Origin of the sequence: Paenibacillus sp. MMO-58 (assembly GCF_037146255.1) — a bacterium.
Taxonomy (GTDB): Bacteria; Bacillota; Bacilli; order Paenibacillales; family Paenibacillaceae; genus Pristimantibacillus.
The window spans coordinates 46,518-64,889 of the sequence record NZ_JBBCVY010000019.1; the positions used below are offsets into that span (position 1 = coordinate 46,518).

At 52.1% G+C, this 18,372-nt stretch carries 18 protein-coding genes and 1 rRNA gene; 1 reads left to right on the top strand and 18 read right to left on the bottom strand.

What is annotated here, in order from left to right; translation table 11 throughout:
- Positions 1-85: 85 nt before the first annotated feature.
- The 9 genes from WFJ73_RS31260 to WFJ73_RS31300 form a co-directional block, all read right to left on the bottom strand.
- A complete protein-coding gene (locus WFJ73_RS31260; protein ID WP_015847244.1) occupies positions 86-610 on the bottom strand; it encodes an NYN domain-containing protein in 525 nt (174 codons plus the stop codon).
- A 3-nt stretch (positions 611-613) separates the two neighbouring features.
- Complete coding sequence (gene rlmB / locus WFJ73_RS31265; protein ID WP_336776736.1) at positions 614-1,342, bottom strand: 23S rRNA (guanosine(2251)-2'-O)-methyltransferase RlmB; 729 nt, start codon at positions 1,340-1,342, stop codon at positions 614-616.
- A 23-nt stretch (positions 1,343-1,365) separates the two neighbouring features.
- Positions 1,366-1,863 carry a Mini-ribonuclease 3 gene (locus WFJ73_RS31270; protein WP_336776725.1) on the bottom strand — a complete coding sequence of 166 codons (498 nt, stop codon included), beginning with the start codon at positions 1,861-1,863 and terminating at the stop codon, positions 1,366-1,368.
- 35 nt (positions 1,864-1,898) lie between these two features.
- Entirely contained in the window at positions 1,899-3,311 is a 1,413-nt protein-coding gene (gene cysS / locus WFJ73_RS31275; RefSeq protein WP_336776726.1) for a cysteine--tRNA ligase, read from the bottom strand.
- A complete protein-coding gene (gene cysE / locus WFJ73_RS31280; protein ID WP_336776727.1) occupies positions 3,308-3,970 on the bottom strand; it encodes a serine O-acetyltransferase in 663 nt (220 codons plus the stop codon). Before cysE ends, cysS begins: the two co-directional genes overlap by 4 nt.
- A gap of 553 nt (positions 3,971-4,523) precedes the next feature.
- Positions 4,524-5,987, bottom strand: coding sequence for a glutamate--tRNA ligase (gene gltX, locus WFJ73_RS31285; RefSeq protein ID WP_336776728.1), 1,464 nt, complete (start codon positions 5,985-5,987; stop codon positions 4,524-4,526).
- A gap of 31 nt (positions 5,988-6,018) precedes the next feature.
- On the bottom strand, positions 6,019-6,507 hold the full coding sequence (ispF, locus tag WFJ73_RS31290; RefSeq protein ID WP_015847249.1) for a 2-C-methyl-D-erythritol 2,4-cyclodiphosphate synthase: 489 nt from the start codon (positions 6,505-6,507) through the stop codon (positions 6,019-6,021).
- Positions 6,504-7,214, bottom strand: coding sequence for a 2-C-methyl-D-erythritol 4-phosphate cytidylyltransferase (gene ispD, locus WFJ73_RS31295; protein WP_336776729.1), 711 nt, complete (start codon positions 7,212-7,214; stop codon positions 6,504-6,506). Before ispD ends, ispF begins: the two co-directional genes overlap by 4 nt.
- A 49-nt stretch (positions 7,215-7,263) precedes the next feature.
- A complete protein-coding gene (locus WFJ73_RS31300; RefSeq protein ID WP_336776730.1) occupies positions 7,264-8,355 on the bottom strand; it encodes a PIN/TRAM domain-containing protein in 1,092 nt (363 codons plus the stop codon).
- A 149-nt stretch (positions 8,356-8,504) separates the two neighbouring features.
- On the opposite strand from WFJ73_RS31300, the gene WFJ73_RS31305 reads away from it, so the two are divergent.
- A complete protein-coding gene (locus tag WFJ73_RS31305) occupies positions 8,505-8,900 on the top strand; it encodes a DUF1573 domain-containing protein (protein WP_127497450.1) in 396 nt (131 codons plus the stop codon).
- 162 nt (positions 8,901-9,062) lie between these two features.
- Here WFJ73_RS31305 and pssA read toward each other — a convergent pair whose 3' ends face one another.
- From pssA to rrf, 9 genes are all read right to left on the bottom strand, one after another.
- Positions 9,063-9,806 carry a CDP-diacylglycerol--serine O-phosphatidyltransferase gene (pssA, locus tag WFJ73_RS31310; RefSeq protein WP_336776731.1) on the bottom strand — a complete coding sequence of 248 codons (744 nt, stop codon included), beginning with the start codon at positions 9,804-9,806 and terminating at the stop codon, positions 9,063-9,065.
- 87 nt (positions 9,807-9,893) lie between these two features.
- Positions 9,894-10,970 carry a DNA integrity scanning diadenylate cyclase DisA gene (disA, locus tag WFJ73_RS31315; protein ID WP_015847254.1) on the bottom strand — a complete coding sequence of 359 codons (1,077 nt, stop codon included), beginning with the start codon at positions 10,968-10,970 and terminating at the stop codon, positions 9,894-9,896.
- A gap of 10 nt (positions 10,971-10,980) precedes the next feature.
- Positions 10,981-12,348 (bottom strand): DNA repair protein RadA, encoded by a 1,368-nt coding sequence (gene radA, locus WFJ73_RS31320; RefSeq protein WP_127497445.1) that lies wholly within the window; start codon positions 12,346-12,348, stop codon positions 10,981-10,983.
- 184 nt (positions 12,349-12,532) lie between these two features.
- Positions 12,533-12,889: an antibiotic biosynthesis monooxygenase gene (locus WFJ73_RS31325; protein ID WP_336776732.1), complete on the bottom strand. Its 357-nt coding sequence runs from the start codon at positions 12,887-12,889 to the stop codon at positions 12,533-12,535.
- A 162-nt stretch (positions 12,890-13,051) separates the two neighbouring features.
- On the bottom strand, positions 13,052-15,505 hold the full coding sequence (gene clpC / locus WFJ73_RS31330; RefSeq protein WP_336776733.1) for an ATP-dependent protease ATP-binding subunit ClpC: 2,454 nt from the start codon (positions 15,503-15,505) through the stop codon (positions 13,052-13,054).
- Positions 15,506-15,508: 3 nt separating this feature from the next.
- Positions 15,509-16,546: a protein arginine kinase gene (locus WFJ73_RS31335; RefSeq protein WP_442956008.1), complete on the bottom strand. Its 1,038-nt coding sequence runs from the start codon at positions 16,544-16,546 to the stop codon at positions 15,509-15,511.
- Between the two features lie 64 nt (positions 16,547-16,610).
- A complete protein-coding gene (locus tag WFJ73_RS31340; protein WP_127497437.1) occupies positions 16,611-17,135 on the bottom strand; it encodes a UvrB/UvrC motif-containing protein in 525 nt (174 codons plus the stop codon).
- Between the two features lie 38 nt (positions 17,136-17,173).
- On the bottom strand, positions 17,174-17,635 hold the full coding sequence (locus WFJ73_RS31345) for a CtsR family transcriptional regulator (RefSeq protein WP_336776735.1): 462 nt from the start codon (positions 17,633-17,635) through the stop codon (positions 17,174-17,176).
- A gap of 634 nt (positions 17,636-18,269) precedes the next feature.
- Positions 18,270-18,372, bottom strand: a 5S ribosomal RNA gene (gene rrf, locus WFJ73_RS31350); the annotation flags it as partial.

Below are 18,372 nucleotides of genomic sequence, written 5' to 3' on the forward strand. Positions count from 1 at the left end.
TGTAATCTTACACCGTCAACCGATTTGCCGTATTGGGAGAGTCGTTTTAATAGAAATTCTGTAATTTTATGGATGAAAAAGAGGACTATTTGCCGCCGCGCCGAAGGCGCTCCAGCTTTGTGCGCACCTCAAGGCTGAGATTCCCGTCGAGCGTGTTGCGCTTGACCGGTATGTCCTCCCGCAAAGTGAGCTCGATTTGCTTGCGATTCTGCTGAATATTGATAAGCAGCTCGCGAGCCGACAGCCGGAGAGCCCCTTTGCCAAAAGCGACATGCTGTTCGACAAGATCGGAGGTGGCTACGAATACGTTTCGTCGTCTGGCCGTCAGTTCCGTGACCAGCCGTTCAATGCATTCATCCGCCGTTTCTTTCTCTTTCGTATAGACAATCGTAAGCTTATGATGCCGGTAAGTCGCGCCAAGTCCGGGCACTTGATGGGCATCAAAAACAACATACACCGTCATGCCCGAGAAGCCTTGGTAATCGGCCAGCATATCGAGCAGCTTGTCCCGCGCTTCCTCCAGATCGATCTCCTTCAGCTTCTCAAGCATTGGCCAGGCGCCGATCATATTATAGCCGTCCACCAGCAAAATATCATTGCGCCGGTTCATCGGCTATACACTCCGGCGCTGCCTGACCACTTCGTACATCAAAACGCCCGCCGCCACGGATGCGTTCAGGGAGTTAAGACGGCCGTGCATCGGCAGCTTGACCAGAAAATCGCATTTTTCCTTGATCAAACGGCCCATACCTTTGCCTTCATTTCCGATAACAATCGCAAGCGGCAGATCAAATTTTGTCTTATATACATCCTGCGGAGCACTTACGTCCGTACCCGCTACCCATACGCCCTCTTCCTTCAAACGGTCGATCGTCTGGGCAAGGTTCGTCACCCGCGCTACAGGCACATGCTCAGCCGCGCCAGCGGATGTCTTGAGCACCGTTGCCGTCAGGCCAACCGAACGTCGCTTCGGAATTATAACGCCATGTACCCCGGTACATTCCGCCGTACGCAAAATGGAGCCCAGATTATGCGGATCCTCGATCTCGTCGAGAATAAGCAGAAACGGCGTTTCGTTCACCTCGCGGGCTCTCGCCAGCAGATCCTCAATCTCCGCATAAGCAAAAGCCGCCGCCTGCGCAACAACGCCTTGATGCTGAACGCCCTCCACCATGGTATCCAGCTTGCGCTTGTCCACAAACTGCACGATGACGCCATGCTGCTTGGCTTCCGCCACAATCGGCTGTGTCAGGCTCTTCTGCGCGCCCTCGGCGATCCAAATCTTGTTGATATCACGACCGGAACGAAGCGCCTCCATAACAGGATGCTTGCCGGCAATCATTTCTTCTTGGTTGTAACGTTCACTCACGCTTGTCCCTCCTTCTCTTCCTGATGGTCTTCCGACTGCGGAGCAACTGCTGCCGCAAACAATTCATTCAGACGTTCAATTCGTCCTTCATAGTACAAATAGCCGACCAGGCACTCAAGCGCGGTAGCCTGCCGGTAATCGGCGGGGTCCGCATTCTTAGGCGGCGCTCCGGATTTCGTATTGCGGCCGCGCCTTACGATATCCGCTTCCTCTTCCGTCAGCATCGGCTTCCATTTCTCCAGGAGCTTGCGCTGTGCCTTCGCCGATACGATCTTGGTCGCTTCCTTGTGAAGATGATGCGATTTATGATTAGGCAGCGACACCAGGTACTGCCGGACCAACAGCTCGAATACGCTGTCTCCTACATAAGCGAGCACAACCGGATTAATGAGCTGCGTCTTCTTGGCCGGACGGTGGAACAAAAGCCCCGCCCCTGCTCCACTCCCTTGTCCCGCTTCCTCTAAGCTTGCATGTTCACGTTCATTGCTGTTCAATATGACACTTCCTCCAATCGATTTGCGGCAGAGTTCTACAGGCGCCGCCAACGAATCCCTTGCGGAGTGTCCTCTAACGCAATGCCTTTTTCGGTGAGCAGGTTACGGATTTCATCCGCTCTTGCCCAATTCTTCGCCGCACGCGCTTCCGTCCGCTCAACGATAAGCGCATCGATCTCGTCATCCAGGAGTTCGGCATCAGCACCCGCTTCCGGCAGCAGACCCAGCACCGTGTTCATTCCTTCAAGAGCTGCCAGCAGTGCGGCAATCCCCTCCGGCGAAGCGTCCGAGCGGTTCATGTACTGGTTCGCTTCCGTAACCAGCTCAAATACGGCGGTAATCGCATCCGGAGTATTGAAGTCGTCGCCCATCTTCGCTTCGAATTGCGCTTTAAGCTGCGCGATTCTGTCGCCAAGCTCACCGAGAGCCGTACCATCTGCCTGACCGTCAAACGTCGAAAGCCGATGCTTCAGGTTAGCCGCGCAATTCGCGATCCGCTCCACGCTGTTCTCGGCCTGAGCGATTGTCTCGTCCGTGAAGTTAAGCGGGCTGCGGTAATGGGTCGACAAAATAAAGTAACGGATAGCTGCCGGCTTCACACGCTTCACCAGCTCGTTAACCGTAATCCCGTTGCCAAGCGATTTGGACATCTTCTCGTTGTTGATATGAATGTAGCCGTTGTGCATCCAGTAGTTCGCAAGCTGCTTGCCTGTCAATGCCTCGGATTGGGCAACCTCGCACTCGTGATGCGGGAACTGCAGGTCATGGCCGCCGCCATGAATATCAAGCGTATCGCCCAAATATTCGCGCGCCATCGCCGAGCATTCGATATGCCAGCCCGGACGTCCCGGTCCCCACGGGCTCTCCCAGTTGATCTCGCCAGGCTTTGCGCCTTTCCACAGCACGAAGTCCTGCGGATTTTCCTTGCGCTCGCCAACCTCGATCCGGATGCCGAACTGCAACTCCTCCAAATTCTGATGCGACAGCTTGCCGTATTCCTCGAATTTCGAGGTACGGTAATACACGTCGCCTTCGCTTGCATAAGCATAGCCTGTGTCGACAAGGCCTTGAATAAACGCAATGATCGATGGGATATGCTCGGTAACGCGCGGGTTCAACGTTGCCTTATGCACGCCTAACGAAGCAATATCCTCGTTAAACGCGTTAATGAACTTGTCGGCAACCTCCGGAACCGTAAGCCCGAGTTGCTCCGCCTTCTTGATCAGCTTGTCGTCTACGTCCGTGAAGTTCACGATGTAGTTGACGTCATAACCTGCATGCTCCAGGTAACGGCGTACGACATCGAAGAAAATAACCGGGCGCGCGTTGCCGATATGAATATAGTCATAGACCGTTGGTCCGCAGACGTACATTTTTACTTTTCCCGGTTCCTGCGGGACGAATGCTTCCTTTGCTCGGGTCAGCGTATTATAAATTTGAACATTCATGATCTCGTTTCTCCTCCAGCTACTGGCTCGCGAAGCCTCTCGACCTCGGCCTTTAAACTATCTATTTCCTTTTGCATTTCGCGGAACATCTCAATGACGGGGTCCGGCAGCTGCTTATGGTCAAGCCGGTCTCCGACCCGCTCGCCGTTTCGTCTTACGACACGCCCAGGATTACCTACGACGGTACAGTTATCGGGCACCTCGCGCAGGACAACGGCATTCGATCCGATATTCGAATTATCGCCAACACTGAACGAGCCTAATACTTTCGCGCCGGATCCGATAACGACATTGTTGCCGATGGTAGGATGGCGTTTGCCTTTTTCCTTGCCTGTTCCTCCAAGCGTTACGCCTTGATAAATAACGACATCATCGCCGATCTCGCATGTTTCTCCAATCACTATACCCATTCCGTGGTCGATGAACAACCGCTCTCCGATCGTTGCTCCCGGATGAATCTCGATCCCCGTCATAAAACGGCTGAACTGCGAGATGATCCGCGCAACCGTAAACCATCCTCTGCGGAAAAATTTATTCGCAATCCGGTGAGCCCATATCGCGTGCAGACCCGAATACGTAAAGACAACTTCAAACCGGCTTCGAGCTGCCGGGTCGTTCTCAAATACTGCCTTAATGTCTGATCTAATATGGCGAAACATGCGTGTTCTCCTCTCCCCTGTGCCACGGCCCCCGCAACAAAAACAAAGCTAACAAGGTGAAGCTAATCAATGCCTGAAAACAAAAAAGCCTCTGCAGCATTTGAAATGCTGCAGAGGCGGGCGTGTAACGTCGCGGTTCCACTCTGCTTGAACGACCAGATTACGAACCATAGCACAATAACGAGCTTTGGCTCAGCCTAATCCGGCTGTCCGTCTTAAAGCCTGTAACGTTGGCTGATACGTTGCTGCCTACCCCGCTCCGCCGGCTCCGGTATACGAAGCGGTAGGATTACGGATCGGAACAAAGCTCCCAGGTGCAATTTTCCGCCCCCCGAACTAGACAACTTGCAGCCCGCATCCCTACCTGCCAATCCTTAGCTTGGCTAATAGGCAAATGCTGATTGTCCTCTCTGTAAATCCGGCAAAACGTACTTTTCCTGTTCATGGCTTTTTAAGTCATCGAATTGTAATTAGTAACAGTATAGCGAATCCCCGTAAGGGTGACAAGGAATTTATAACACCGCTTGTCAACCTTGTCCGCCCCGGGTAATGCTTAACCCAGACGGTTCTTGAGGCGGTTAATCACTTTATCGCGGCCAAGCAAGGCAATAGACTGGTTCAGGTCGGAGCCATGCGTCTGACCCGTAAGCGCAGCGCGGATCGGCATAAACAGCTGCTTGCCTTTGAAGCCCGTTTCCTTCTGAACCGCTTTGATCCAGTCTTTAATGCCGTCAACGGTAAAGGCCGAAGCTTCGCTATCTTCAATCTTGGCAAGGAACGCCGTCAGGACAGCCGGTACCTGCTCTTCGGCAAGCACAATCTTAGCTTCCTCTTCATCCTCAAACGTATCGTGGAAGAACAGCTCCGTAAGCTCTACGATGTCCGATGCTGCGCGAAGCTTCTCTTGGTAGAGGGCGGCAAGTGCCGTCACCCATTCGCGGTCGGCGGCATCCAGCTGTTCGCCCACTCGGCCAGCCTTTTGCAGATGCGGCAAGCAAAGGTCGACAAGACGCTCGAGATCGATCTTTTTCATGTATTCGCCGTTCATCCAGCTTAGCTTCTGCGTGTCGAATACGGCAGGGCTTTTGCTCAGACGTTCGGCCGTAAATACGTTAACCAGCTCGTCATGCGTGAAAATTTCCTGCTCGCCTTCAGGCGACCAGCCGAGCAAAGCAATAAAGTTGAACAACGCTTCCGGCAGATAGCCAAGATCGTCGTATTGCTCGATGAACTGAATGATCGACTCGTCGCGTTTGCTAAGCTTCTTGCGGCTCTCGTTTACGATCAGCGTCATATGAGCGAATTTCGGAGCTTCCCAGCCCAGCGCTTCGTAAATCATCAGCTGTCGCGGAGTATTCGAGATATGATCCTCGCCGCGCAGAACGTGGCTGATCTTCATCAGGTAATCATCGATTACCACGGCAAAGTTGTAAGTCGGAATGCCGTCCTTTTTCACGATAACGAAATCGCCCATCTCAGCCGTATCGAAACTGATGGAGCCCTTAACCATATCGTCCCATGCGAAGGTTTTCCCCTCCGGTACGCGGAAACGAACGCTGGCTACGCGGCCTTCCGCTTCAAACGCCTGGCGCTGTTCCTCCGTCAGATCACGGTGGCGTCCGGAATAACGAGGTGTCTCGCCGCGGCTCATCTGCTCTTCCCGCTCCTGCTCAAGCTCTTCTTCCGTGCAATAGCAGCGGTAAGCAAGGCCGCGGTCAATCAGGTCCTGCCAATATTCCTTATAAATATCAAGGCGCTCGGTCTGACGGTATGGGCCGTATCCGCCTCCGATATCAATGCTCTCATCCCAGTCGATGCCAAGCCATTTCAAGTATTTCAGCTGGCTTTCTTCCCCGCCCGCCACGTTGCGTTTCACGTCGGTATCTTCAATGCGGATAATAAATTTGCCGCCTTGGCTGCGCGCATACAAATAATTAAATAAGGCCGTTCTGGCATTACCGATATGTAAATGACCCGTCGGGGACGGTGCATAACGGACTCTTACTTCTTGTGTCATCGCTAATAACCCCTCTCGTATAACTAAACCATTACTTGATTATAACATCCTGGATCAAGCAGACAACCGATTGGGAGGCAATTCCTTCGCCTCTGCCGGTAAAACCAAGCTGTTCGGTTGTCGTCGCCTTCACGTTCACCTGCTCGATGTCCGCTTCCAGCGCGCGAGCGATAATCTCCGCCATTTGCGGGATGTAAGGTGCCATCTTCGGGCGTTGGGCAATAATCGTCGAATCGCAATTGCCAAGCTTGTAGCCCCGCTCCTTCGCCAGCGCCCACACATGCTCAAGCAGCTTCAGACTGTCGGCATCTTTAAATTCCTCGGAGGTGTCCGGGAAGTGCTTGCCGATATCGCCAAGCCCAAGCGCCCCCAGAATCGCGTCCGTAATCGCATGCAGCAGCACATCCGCGTCGGAATGACCAAGCAACCCCTTCTCGTATGGAATCGTTACGCCCCCGATAATGCAGGGACGGCCCTCCACCAGCTGATGTACGTCAAAGCCTTGTCCTACTCGAATCATTGTTTGTTCTCCTCTCTCCTATGCTTCTCTAACAAAAATTCTGCCCAGGGCAGATCATCAGGCGTCGTAATCTTGATATTCGTGTAATCGCCTTCCGCAATAACGACAGGCGCGCCTGTTCGCTCCACCACCATGGCATCATCCGTACCGAGAAAATGCTCCTCCGCCGCACGCTCATGCGCTGCGGTCAGCAAATCACGACGAAAAGCTTGCGGCGTTTGTATCGCCCACAAGCTTCGGCGGTCCGGCGTTGAAACGATCAGACCTGTGTCGTCTACCTGTTTGATTGTGTCCTTGACCGGTACGGCCAAGACGGCAGCGCCGCTCTGCTCGGCTTTCTCGCAGCAGGCGCGCACCGCATTCCGCGTTACGAGCGGCCGCACGCCGTCGTGCACCATCACCCATTCGGCAGCCGGCGACAACGCCTTGATCCCCGCGAAGACCGAATGCTGGCGCTCGCTTCCCCCGGCTACCACTGCCGTCACCTTGCCAAGCTTGTATTCTTCTACAAGCCCGGCACAGCGTTCCACGTCATCCGGACCAACAACAAGCGCTATATCTGCAATCTCGTCCATCGCCTGGAACAATTCCAGCGTATGCACGAGAATCGGCTTTCCGTGCAGCGGCAAATACTGCTTGCTTTCTTTGGTTCCCATCCGCGAGCCGCGTCCGGCCGCAACGACAACCGCTCCCCAATGTGCATTCATCGCCTGATCTCCCTCGTACGTATAAACAACTACTCCCTACTATACAAGGTTACAGAGCTTTTTCCAACAGCTTCGGCTTCGCAAATATCATTCGGCCTGCCGATGTCTGCAGAACGCTCGTTACGAGAACTTCCATCGTGGTGCCGATATAATCGCGTCCGCCCTCGACAACAATCATCGTGCCGTCATCCAGATAGGCGACGCCTTGTCCATGCTCTTTGCCGTCCTTGATAACTTGTACGATAATTTCTTCACCGGGCAGGACGACGGGCTTCACTGCATTAGCCAAGTCATTAATGTTCAGTACCGATACGCCTTGCAGCTCGCATACCTTGTTCAAGTTGAAGTCATTGGTAACAACCTTGCCTTTAAGAGCTTTCGCCAGCTTGACCAATTTACTGTCCACCTCGCTTATTTCTTCAAAGTCTCCTTCGTAAATAAGCACCCGAACATCTAATTCCTTTTGGATTTTGTTCAAAATATCAAGCCCGCGGCGTCCCCGGTTACGCTTCAGCAAGTCCGAAGAGTCTGCGATATGCTGCAGCTCCTCCAGCACGAATTCCGGGATCACCAGGGTTCCTTCGATAAATCCTGTCTTGCAGATATCCGCAATCCGGCCGTCGATAATGACGCTGGTGTCCAAAATTTTATGCTCTTCAAAGCCCCCAACTTCATCTGCTACCGGTACTGCCTTGCGCTGCTCCAGCATCGCCGATGCCGCAGCCGCCAGCTCGTCCTTCTTGCTCAGGCCGATTCGAAGACCCAAGTAACCGAAGAAAAGAGACATCACGGCCGGAATCAGCAGCCCCGGGCCGCCAAGCTTAGCTACCGCGGGGTACAAAAGCGCGGACAAGAACAATCCGGCAATAAGCCCGCCGCCACCGGCCAGCAAATCCTTCATCGGCATTTCGGCCGTTTGATCAATACCGCGCTGCATAAACTTAATGATTCGCCCCGCAGCCATGCTCGCAACAAGAAGTCCAAAAAGTGCCCCAATCGCGAAATAATACATGCTAGTTCCTTGCCAAATACCAAGCGACGATTGCGTCCAGCCTTCTATGCTATTCGTTCTGCCTTCAACTTCGAGCCCAGCCAATCCGCCAAATAATAGACCGGCCATTTGAATAATTCGTTTCATCATAAATACCACCTCCATTACAATTATGTTCCAATAATGGGCGGGCTAAACGGCGGTTCGTGAATGATTTTTCATTTTGAAATGATGGCAAGGTATGCTTATAATGGAATTAGCAGCTATAGCAGATGAAGCTGATGAAAGAGGTGGAATCGATGAGTGCTCCTACACTGGAACAATTCCAGCAGCAAGTATCAGAACTATTGCTTAGACATCGAAGCCTGCTGGACGTCATGTCCAAGTTTGGACAGTCCGGCGCATCCGTTAACCGCGCGGTGACGAAGGCCGTAACGGACTGTGGTTGTATTGAACTCAATGCCCGCAAGCAAGAGTATGCAGATGAACCGAATCTCGAGAGTGCCAAATCTACGCTTCAAAGCCATATCTCAGGCCATGTATGCGAATCCTGCCGGGACGTGCTCAAATCCGAGCTCGGACGGAATCTGTTCTACATGACCGCCATGTGCAATCTGCTTGATATTCAATTAGACGAGGTTGTCGCCAAGGAATACGATAAATGTTCTACTCTCGGATTGTTTAATTTAACGTAAGGAATACGAAAAAAGGAGCTGCTCCCTGCCTCGTGTATAACGAGTGCAAGGAACAGCTCCTTCTTTTTATTCTCTAGGTTTTTCCGGTTTTCACACCGGGGCCCCCGCAAAGTACTCGGAGTACGCTCCAAAGCATTTGCTTCACTTTGTGGGGTATTGTTTTTAGGCCGTCGTCTCGGACTTTACGTTCTCATCCTGTGCATCTTTGCCTCGGCGTTTGCGGACGCGTTTTTTCATGCGGCCGTCAACGTTTTTTTTTAGACCGTAAAGCGCATATAACAGCATCGGTACAAAGATTATTTTAGATAACTGGTCAGGGAATTGGATTCCAAGAAAAACAGCCAACGCCACCACAAAAGGAATGGCCCAGATGGCTTTCTTTGAAATGCCTATTTTCTTGAAGTTCGGATATTTAATTGTACTAACCATAAGCAAGGACAGCACCAATGTGCTCGCTAGCAGAACCGAGACTGCAATATCATCCTGAAACAGCGCAAGCGTGCACAACACGCCTCCTGCGGCGGGAATAGGAAGGCCGATAAAGTAACCCGGTTTCCCGGCTACTACGTTAAATCGCGCCAGCCTCAAAGCTCCGCAAATCGGGAACAGCGCGGTAATAATCCAGGCAATGGTCGGGTTAAGCTCTTGAAAGGCAACGACATACATAATAAAAGCCGGCGCCACCCCGAACGAGATCACATCGGATAACGAATCGAGCTCTTTGCCGAACTCGCTTTGCGCGTTCAGCGCACGTGCTACACGGCCGTCCACGCCATCAAGCAGCATCGCAATAATAACCATCATCGCGGCTGTCTCCGGCTTTTCATTAAACACGAGAATAATGGCGGCTATTCCTAGGAATAAGTTTCCGACCGTGAGAAGGCTCGGTATCGACTTAGTGATCATCTATTCCACCTCTTCTCTACTATGCCCTAAAACCGTTTACTAATGTATGTTTGGAATACGGTACACATTCCATCCATTGTATGAGATTTAAATTTGTCTGTCAATGAACATCTGCTCCTGAATCCGCTTCAAACCGTCCTTGATGGCACGCGCGCGAACCTCTCCAATACCGTCCACTTCGTCAAGCTCATCAATGGTAGCCATCAGAATATGAGGCAGTCTACCGAAGCGCTCAATCAGATTATTCATAATAATTAATGGAAGGCGAGGGATTTTATTGAGCAGCCTGAAGCCTCGCGGCGACACCGCTTCCTCCACCATGGCGGCGGTATGCGTGTAGCCGAGGAGACGGATAATCGGAGGCGCATCCAGCAGGTCTTCCGCGCTGAGCTTTTTGAGCGCTGCACGGATTTCGCGGATTTTGTCGTCGGTATTATCCTTGGCATAATCCTTGAGCAGATACCAGGCGTCTTCGTCAACGCCGTTAACAAGCTCCTCCATCTGCATGGCGATAAGGCGCCCTTCGGTGCCAAGCTCGGTAACATAACGTTTGATTTCCATTTTGACGCGCAGAACCATCTCAACGCGCTGAACGACATGCGCTACTTCCTGCAGCGTCACCAGTTCCTCGAATTCAAGAGCGGACAGGTTGGTGAGCGACTGGCTAAGTACGACCTTATATTTCTCAAGCGTTTGAATCGCCTGATTGGCCTTCGTTAATATAACGCCCATTTCCTTGAGCGAATAACGCAAATTGCCTTGGTACAGCGTAATGATATTCCGGCGCTGCGAGATCGATACGACAAGCTTGCCGGTCTGCTTCGCTACCCGCTCCGCCGTACGATGACGGATACCGGTCTCAATCGAAGAAATCGAGTTGTTCGGGATAAGCTGCGTATTCGCATACAGGATCCTTTTCATATCCTCGCTCAGGATAATGGCTCCATCCATCTTGGCGAGCTCATACAGATAGTTAGGCGAGAAATCGCAATTGATGGAAAAGCCTCCATCCACGACCTCCATTACTTCGGGACTGTACCCGACTACAAGCAGCGCACCCGTTTTGGCCCGAAGCACATTATCAAGCCCATCACGGAACGGGGTGCCTGGTGCGACTAATTGCAAAAGCTGGTTCATTATTTCTAGCTGACTTTGTTCCTTCATCATTTGCCCCCTATCCAAGTGCCGCGGACAGCGCTTCTGCTACCGTACTCACGCCGATAATCTCGATGCCTTCCGGCGGCTTCCAGCCCTTTAAGCTTTTCTCCGGCATAATGACCCGCTTGAAGCCAAGTTTCTCCGCTTCCTTCACCCGCTGCTCGGCACGGGATACGGCACGAACTTCGCCCGTCAGGCCTACTTCGCCAAAGATAACGTCATAGGGGCGCGTAGGCGCATCGCGAAAGCTTGATGCAAGCGAGACTGCAGCAGCAAGGTCAACTGCCGGCTCATCCAGCTTCACGCCGCCCGCTACATTTAAATAGGCATCCTGCGTCTGCAAAAACATGCCGATCCGCTTCTCTAATACCGCAATAATTAATGCCATCCGGTGATGGTCGATCCCTGTGGACATCCGTCGCGGCGAAGGAAAATTCGTTGCTGCGACAAGCGCCTGGAGCTCAACCAGCACGGGGCGGGTTCCCTCCATACTGGCTACAACCGTAGAGCCGGATACGCCAAGAGGGCGCTCCGACAGGAACAGCTCTGACGGATTGGCCACTTCGCGGAGGCCCTCTTCGCCCATTTCGAATATGCCGATCTCATTGGTAGAACCAAAACGGTTCTTAACGGCCCGGAGGAGCCGATAAGTATGGTGCCGCTCTCCTTCGAAGTACAGCACGCAGTCAACCATATGCTCCAGCAGACGAGGACCGGCAATCGCGCCTTCCTTCGTCACATGCCCGACTAGCACGGTAGCGATTCCTTTGATCTTTGCTACCCGCATGAAGTGAGCGGTACATTCCCTTACCTGGGCTACGCTGCCCGGAGCAGACTGAACGTTTGGATCATACACCGTCTGAATGGAGTCGATAACGAGAAAGTCCGGCTGGACCGACTCAATCGCATCGTTTATTTGCTCCATGTTTGTCTCGCAAAGGACAAAAAGGGATTCCGTCAGAGCCCCAAGCCGATCAGCGCGAAGACGCGTCTGCCGGACGGATTCCTCTCCGGAAATATACAGCACCTTCAGCCCCTTTGAGGCCAATGCATGCGAGGTTTGCAGCAGCAGCGTGGATTTTCCGATTCCGGGATCTCCGCCAACCAGAATAAGCGAGCCTGGCACTACGCCTCCGCCCAGCACCCGGTTAAGCTCCTGCAACCGTGTTTCAATACGCGGTTCCTGCCCACTTTCTATATGTATGATGGATTGCGGCTTTTCTTTCGTCTGAGCCATGCGAAGACCGACACCTTGTGTTTTGATAACGGTCTCTTTTTCCTCCACCATCGTATTCCAAGACTGGCAGCCCGGACATTTTCCCAGCCATTTCGGCGACTCCGTCCCGCACTCAGTACATACAAACTTTAGCTTTATCTTTGCCATACAAGGCTCCTTTTAACAAGCGTTACCATTTAAAAGTTTACCATTTTATCCGTAGGGTATAAACCCCCTCTTACGAACTAATGTACGGACCAGCAAATTCCGTTTGCGAAAAAAGCTTCCCCTATTCCAACATCGGAATAAAGAAAGCTTTTGTTAAATGATGCAAAAGTATAAGCTGCAAAAATTATGAGATTGCCGCAGCATCCCTGGATACGAGAATCCGGTGCGTCGTAAGCTGTGAGCCAAGCATAATACGCTCGCCTTCGCCTTCCTTTCCTTTGCCGCCATCCGCTTGCTTATTTCCCTTGTGGGCATGCGCCTGACGGAAGGAATCGCTGTTCATCCAGCCTTCAAAGGAAGCTTTGGTCTCCCAGGTTGTGCTAACCTTCAGCTCATCGTAGTCAGCCAGTCCTTCGGTTAGCATAACCTCCATGCGAACAAAGCCGGCCGACTGCTCAATGCCTTTTGTCTTCTCGAACCGCTCCGCTACCTCTTCCCCGTGGCCTTTTTTCACTTTTATTGTGTTCATCACAACAATCATCGTAAGTTCCTCCCTCTTCCAAGCTTCTATGTTTAAACCCTTCATCGCAAAAATATCATTACCTCAAGCAAATACGATAATGATTCTCATTGTCAAATAGTTCGAATAACAAAAGCTGCCCGGCGAGGGAATCCTCGCTTAGGCAGCCTGGTTGTTCCTTGCTTATTTTGCAGCCGGCTCTTCCGAGACAGCTTCGGATTTGTTAACGGTCAGCTCGCCGTCCTTCTCGTCGATCGTGAAGGAATCGCCTTTGCGGATCTTGCCAAGCAAGAGTTCCTCAGAGATCCGGTCTTCGATATGCTTCTGAATCGCACGGCGCAGCGGACGCGCACCGTATTGAGGATCAAAGCCCTCCTTCGCAAGGAATGCCTTTGCGGAATCGGTGAGAATAAAGTCCACCTCTTGCTCACGCAGCCGTTTGCGAAGCTCTTCGGACATCAGCGTAACGATCTGAGCGATATGCTCTTGCTCCAGCGAGTGGAACACGATTGTTTCGTCGATCCGGTTCAGGAACTCCGGACGGAAGCTTTTCTTCAGCTCAGCCAACACTTTATCCTTCATTTGGTTGAACTCGCGGCCCGAATCCTGCACGGCTGTAAAGCCAAGCGAAGAATTGCGTTTGATTTGATCCGCGCCAACGTTCGAAGTCATGATGATCAGCGTGTTGCGGAAGTCAACCACTCTACCTTTGGAATCGGTCAAACGGCCGTCTTCCAGCACTTGCAGCAGGATGTTGAATACTTCCGGATGCGCCTTCTCGATTTCGTCAAGGAGGACAACGGAATATGGCTTGCGGCGTACTTTCTCGGTCAGCTGACCGCCTTCTTCGTAGCCGACATATCCCGGAGGCGCTCCGACGAGACGGGACGTGGAGTGTTTCTCCATGTACTCCGACATATCGATGCGGATAACCGCGTTCTCGTCGCCGAACATCGCTTCAGCGAGTGCGCGGGCCAGCTCGGTTTTACCTACCCCGGTAGGACCAAGGAAGATGAACGAGCCGATTGGACGTTTCGGATCCTTGAGGCCTGCGCGCGCTCTGCGGATGGCTCTCGATACCGCTTTAACCGCATCTTCTTGGCCGATTACGCGGTCATGCAGAATGTCTTCCATCTTGAGCAGACGCTCGGTTTCTTCTTCCGCAAGCTTGCTGACCGGAATACCCGTCCAGCTTGCCACAACCTGCGCGATATCTTCAGGCGTTACCTCGGAATCGGTGCGGCCTTGTTTTTCTTTCCATTGATTCTTCGTTACGTCGAGCTCTTCGCGAATTTTCTGTTCCGTGTCGCGAAGGGCTGCCGCTTTCTCGAATTCCTGACTTTGAACCGCCGCGTCTTTCTCCTTGCGGATATCCTCCAGACGGTTCTCCAGTTGTTTGAGATTAGGCGGTACCGTATACGAGTTAAGTCTCACTTTCGAGCTCGCTTCGTCGATCAGGTCGATCGCTTTGTCCGGCAGGAACCGGTCCGTAATATAACGATCGGACAGCTTCACGGCTTGCACGATTGCATCATCCGTAATTTTCACGCGGTGGTGAGCCTCATAACGGTCACGCAGGCCGTGAAGAATTTGGATGGCTTCTTCCGGCGACGGCTGGTCGACCGTAATCGGTTGGAAACGGCGCTCCAGCGCGGCATCCTTCTCAATGTATTTGCGGTACTCATCCAGCGTTGTTGCGCCGATGCACTGCAGCTCGCCGCGGGCAAGCGCAGGCTTCAGAATATTGGAGGCATCAATCGCGCCTTCAGCGCCGCCTGCACCGATCAGCGTATGAAGCTCATCGATGAACAGGATGATGTTGCCGGCTTGGCGGATCTCATCCATGATTTTTTTCAAACGGTCCTCGAATTCGCCGCGGTATTTCGTACCGGCTACAACGGAACCCATATCCAGCGTCATTACGCGTTTGTCGCGCAGTGTCTCAGGAATCTCGTTGGCGATGATCTTTTGGGCGAGACCTTCGGCAATCGCGGTTTTACCTACGCCCGGCTCACCGATCAGAACAGGATTGTTTTTCGTACGGCGGCTGAGCACTTGGATTACGCGTTCGATTTCCTTACTGCGGCCGATAACCGGATCCAGGTTACCCTCGCGGGCATAAGCGGTCAGGTCACGGGCTAAGCCGTCCAGCGTTGGCGTGCTCACATTGGATGGAGAGCCATGGTTGCTGGATACTGCTTCACTGCTGCCCAGAAGCTGCAGGACTTGCTGGCGCGCTTTGTTCAGGCTGATGCCAAGGTTATTCAGAACCCGGGCTGCTACGCCTTCTCCCTCGCGAATCAGACCAAGCAGGATATGTTCTGTGCCTACGTACGTATGGCCAAGCTTTCTTGCTTCGTCCATCGACAGCTCGATAACTTTTTTCGCGCGTGGCGTATAAGCAATGTTAGTAGGCTGCTCTTGACCGCGGCCGATCAAAGCCTCCACTTCGTCCTGAATTTTCTCAAGTCCAAGACCAAGCCCGATTAATGCCTTCGCTGCAATGCCTTCCCCTTCGCGAATCAAGCCGAGCAAAATATGCTCCGTACCAATATTATTGTGACCAAGACGAACCGCTTCCTCCTGCGCCAAGGCAAGAACCTTTTGCGCTCGCTCCGTAAATCGTCCAAACATCATGTTTCATGCACCCCCATGCTCGGTTTGACCCCGCAATTGATTGCGGATTAATTCGGCCCTGCGGTAATCCCGCTGATCAGCGCTCATCTTCTCGTTGAACGTCTGCTGCAGGAACCCGGGCTGCGTCATGACAATTAACTCATTTAAAGATTGGCTCGTGACGTGATCCAGAAGCCCCAGATCAACGCCTAACCTTACATCGGACAGCCGCTGCGCGGATTCCTTGGAATCCATCACCGCCGCATAAGACAATATCCCGTAAGAGCGTCTTACCCGGTCCTCAATACGAAGCCGAGACTCGGACATCAGCCTTTGGCGGGCTGCTCTCTCATGCTCGATAATCTGCTTGGCTACGCCGTGCAAATTATCGATGATTTCGCCTTCAGTCTGTCCCAGCGTAATCTGATTCGATATCTGGAACAGATTCCCCAGCGCTTCGCTGCCTTCGCCATACATTCCCCGGACAGCAAGGCCGACCTGCGTGACAGCCGATAAAATTCGGTTAATCTGCTGCGTAAGCACAAGCGCCGGCAAATGCATCATAACCGATGCGCGTATTCCCGTTCCCACATTCGTCGGACAGGTGGTTAAATAACCTCTCTTCTCGTCGAATGCGTAATTGGTTTCTTCCTCGAAAATATCATCGATCTGATTCGCCAGCGTCCAAGCCTCCTTGACTTGAAAGCCCGGATACAGGCACTGAATACGAAGATGATCCTCTTCGTTAATCATGATGCTGACCGATTCATTCTCGCTTAGAATGATCGCCCCTCCGCGTGACTCGTTAGCCAGGTTAGGGCTAATCAAATGCTTCTCCACCAATACCCGTCTTTCCAGCTCGCTTAGCTCCGATAAAATAATCGTTTCGAAATGTCCTACCGGATTCAGCTTGCCGGATTGCCCTATTGCAGTGAGTTGATTCATGACCTCAAGCGACTGCTGATTGGTTGCAAGCATCGGGAATGGAAACTGCCGCAAGTTTCGCGCAATGCGTACTCGGCTGCTAATGACGATATCCGAGTCAGGTCCAACTCCCTTCATCCAATCGCTTAACGCTTGCTCAGAGAAACGATGACTCGCCAAGAGTAAACCTCCTTCATGCGCCTTACAGTTCTACTATTTTACGCTCCAGCTCACGGATTCGATCACGAATCTGAGCCGCGCTTTCAAATTCTTCTCGTTCGATACGGCTTTGCAAATCCCGCCGCAATTGCTCAATCTCTCGCTTGTACTGAATTTGGCCGCCGGAACGCTTCGGTATTTTACCGACATGGACCGTATTGCCATGTACACGTTTCAGCAGAGGATCTAACTTCTCGGTAAATTGACGGTAGCAGTTGCTGCAGCCGAACCTGCCGATCTTGCTGAATTGCGTATACGTTAACCCGCAGTTGTCGCAGCGGATCATCTGCTGTTGCTTGGCGCTGTTTACGCCGTTAGTGCTGCTCGGATCAAAATCGAGAAGGCCCGACAGCAGACTGTGAATAGAGAACCCGTTTGGAGCGCCGGGGATGCCTTCTCCCCGTTCCCTCGCACAGGATTCACAGATGTGAAATTCGGTTTTTTCACCGTTCACGATTTTCGTAAAATGAAGCGTTGCCGGCTTCTTGCCGCATTCTTGGCAAATCAAGCCGAATCCCCTCCTTTCGGTGTAACCTTCTCAGGCGCTTATTTGGCTAATAAAGATATCAGCATGGAGCGTAGTAATCTGGCTCTGATCTCATCGCGAAGCGGCAGCTTGACGGCAATGGTCTCGCGGTCAACCGCGGCCCGTAGCAGGTTCGCTTCCCGTTTCGTAATTAGTCTTGCCTCTTCCAGCTGATAAATCAGCCCCTCCGCCACGCTTTGCTCAACGCAATCGCCAATCGTTTGATGGATGTGGAATTGAATCGTCTTAAGCGCCGGCAAATCTACCCGCTGAATGCGGATATAACCGCCGCCGCCGCGCTTGCTTTCAACCATGTAACCCTTCTCCAAAGTGAACCGGGTACTAATTACATAATTGATCTGCGACGGAACGCAGGAAAACTTGTCTGCCAGTTCATTGCGTTGAATTTCAACGGCGCCTTCCGGGCTTTCCTGCAACATCTGCTTCAAGTACTGCTCGATGAGATCGGAAATGTTACGCAAATTTACCAACCTCCTGGCGACATGAGCTGTGGATGCATTTGTGGAAATGCTGCCCCAACTGACTTTGACTTTCTTTGACTTTAACTTTATTATACGCAAAAATCAGGAAAGGTCAATACATGGAATTTCAATTTTCAGATAATTTAACAAACATACTATCGCCATTATCTAGCATGGTGCGGATGGATGCGATTTATACACAGTCCTTCACATTAACGCAGCTGCAGCTGTCTTCAAGCCGTTCATCCACGGACTACTCACATTTGTGCATAAACGGCGCGCAAAATGCTCGAGCAAGCTAAAGGCTCTATATTGTTATTAAACCATTATAGGGAGTTTATAAACAGGATAAGGAGGGAAAGGGGAAATTCTCGGGTAAGCGGCCTTGTCTATCCACGGGGATATCCAGTTATCCAGACCGCAAACGTGCACAAAATAAGGTGGTTTGACGATTTATACACAACTTCATCTACAAAATACAGATAAGTTGTAATTGAGTGACTATTCACATGTGGATATCAAAACAAAAAAGCAGCTTAATCCCAATGTGGATCAGCTGTTCAGGTTGTGGATGAACCGTTGATAACTATGCGGAAACAAAAAGCCTGTCGCGTAATGCGACAGGCTCTTCATTGCTTGGCGACGTCCTACTCTCCCAGGACCCTGCGGTCCAAGTACCATCGGCGCTGGAGGGCTTAACGGTCGTGTTCGGTATGGGAACGCGTGGTTCCCCTCCG

What these genes read in the sequence shown, in the direction of transcription:
- WFJ73_RS31260 (WP_015847244.1), bottom strand. Translation starts at nt 610, where the DNA reads ATGAACCGGCGCAATGATATTTTGCTGGTGGACGGCTATAATATGATC.
- cysS (WP_336776726.1), bottom strand. Translation starts at nt 3,311, where the DNA reads ATGAATGTTCAAATTTATAATACGCTGACCCGAGCAAAGGAAGCATTC.
- ispD (WP_336776729.1), bottom strand. Translation starts at nt 7,214, where the DNA reads ATGAATGCACATTGGGGAGCGGTTGTCGTTGCGGCCGGACGCGGCTCG.
- WFJ73_RS31305 (WP_127497450.1), top strand. Translation starts at nt 8,505, where the DNA reads ATGAGTGCTCCTACACTGGAACAATTCCAGCAGCAAGTATCAGAACTA.
- ispF (WP_015847249.1), bottom strand. Translation starts at nt 6,507, where the DNA reads ATGATTCGAGTAGGACAAGGCTTTGACGTACATCAGCTGGTGGAGGGC.
- radA (WP_127497445.1), bottom strand. Translation starts at nt 12,348, where the DNA reads ATGGCAAAGATAAAGCTAAAGTTTGTATGTACTGAGTGCGGGACGGAG.
- pssA (WP_336776731.1), bottom strand. Translation starts at nt 9,806, where the DNA reads ATGATCACTAAGTCGATACCGAGCCTTCTCACGGTCGGAAACTTATTC.
- WFJ73_RS31325 (WP_336776732.1), bottom strand. Translation starts at nt 12,889, where the DNA reads ATGATTGTTGTGATGAACACAATAAAAGTGAAAAAAGGCCACGGGGAA.
- gltX (WP_336776728.1), bottom strand. Translation starts at nt 5,987, where the DNA reads ATGACACAAGAAGTAAGAGTCCGTTATGCACCGTCCCCGACGGGTCAT.
- WFJ73_RS31300 (WP_336776730.1), bottom strand. Translation starts at nt 8,355, where the DNA reads ATGATGAAACGAATTATTCAAATGGCCGGTCTATTATTTGGCGGATTG.
- disA (WP_015847254.1), bottom strand. Translation starts at nt 10,970, where the DNA reads ATGAAGGAACAAAGTCAGCTAGAAATAATGAACCAGCTTTTGCAATTA.
- cysE (WP_336776727.1), bottom strand. Translation starts at nt 3,970, where the DNA reads ATGTTTCGCCATATTAGATCAGACATTAAGGCAGTATTTGAGAACGAC.
- clpC (WP_336776733.1), bottom strand. Translation starts at nt 15,505, where the DNA reads ATGATGTTTGGACGATTTACGGAGCGAGCGCAAAAGGTTCTTGCCTTG.
- rlmB (WP_336776736.1), bottom strand. Translation starts at nt 1,342, where the DNA reads ATGATTGCCGGCAAGCATCCTGTTATGGAGGCGCTTCGTTCCGGTCGT.
- WFJ73_RS31335 (WP_442956008.1), bottom strand. Translation starts at nt 16,546, where the DNA reads ATGAAGGGAGTTGGACCTGACTCGGATATCGTCATTAGCAGCCGAGTA.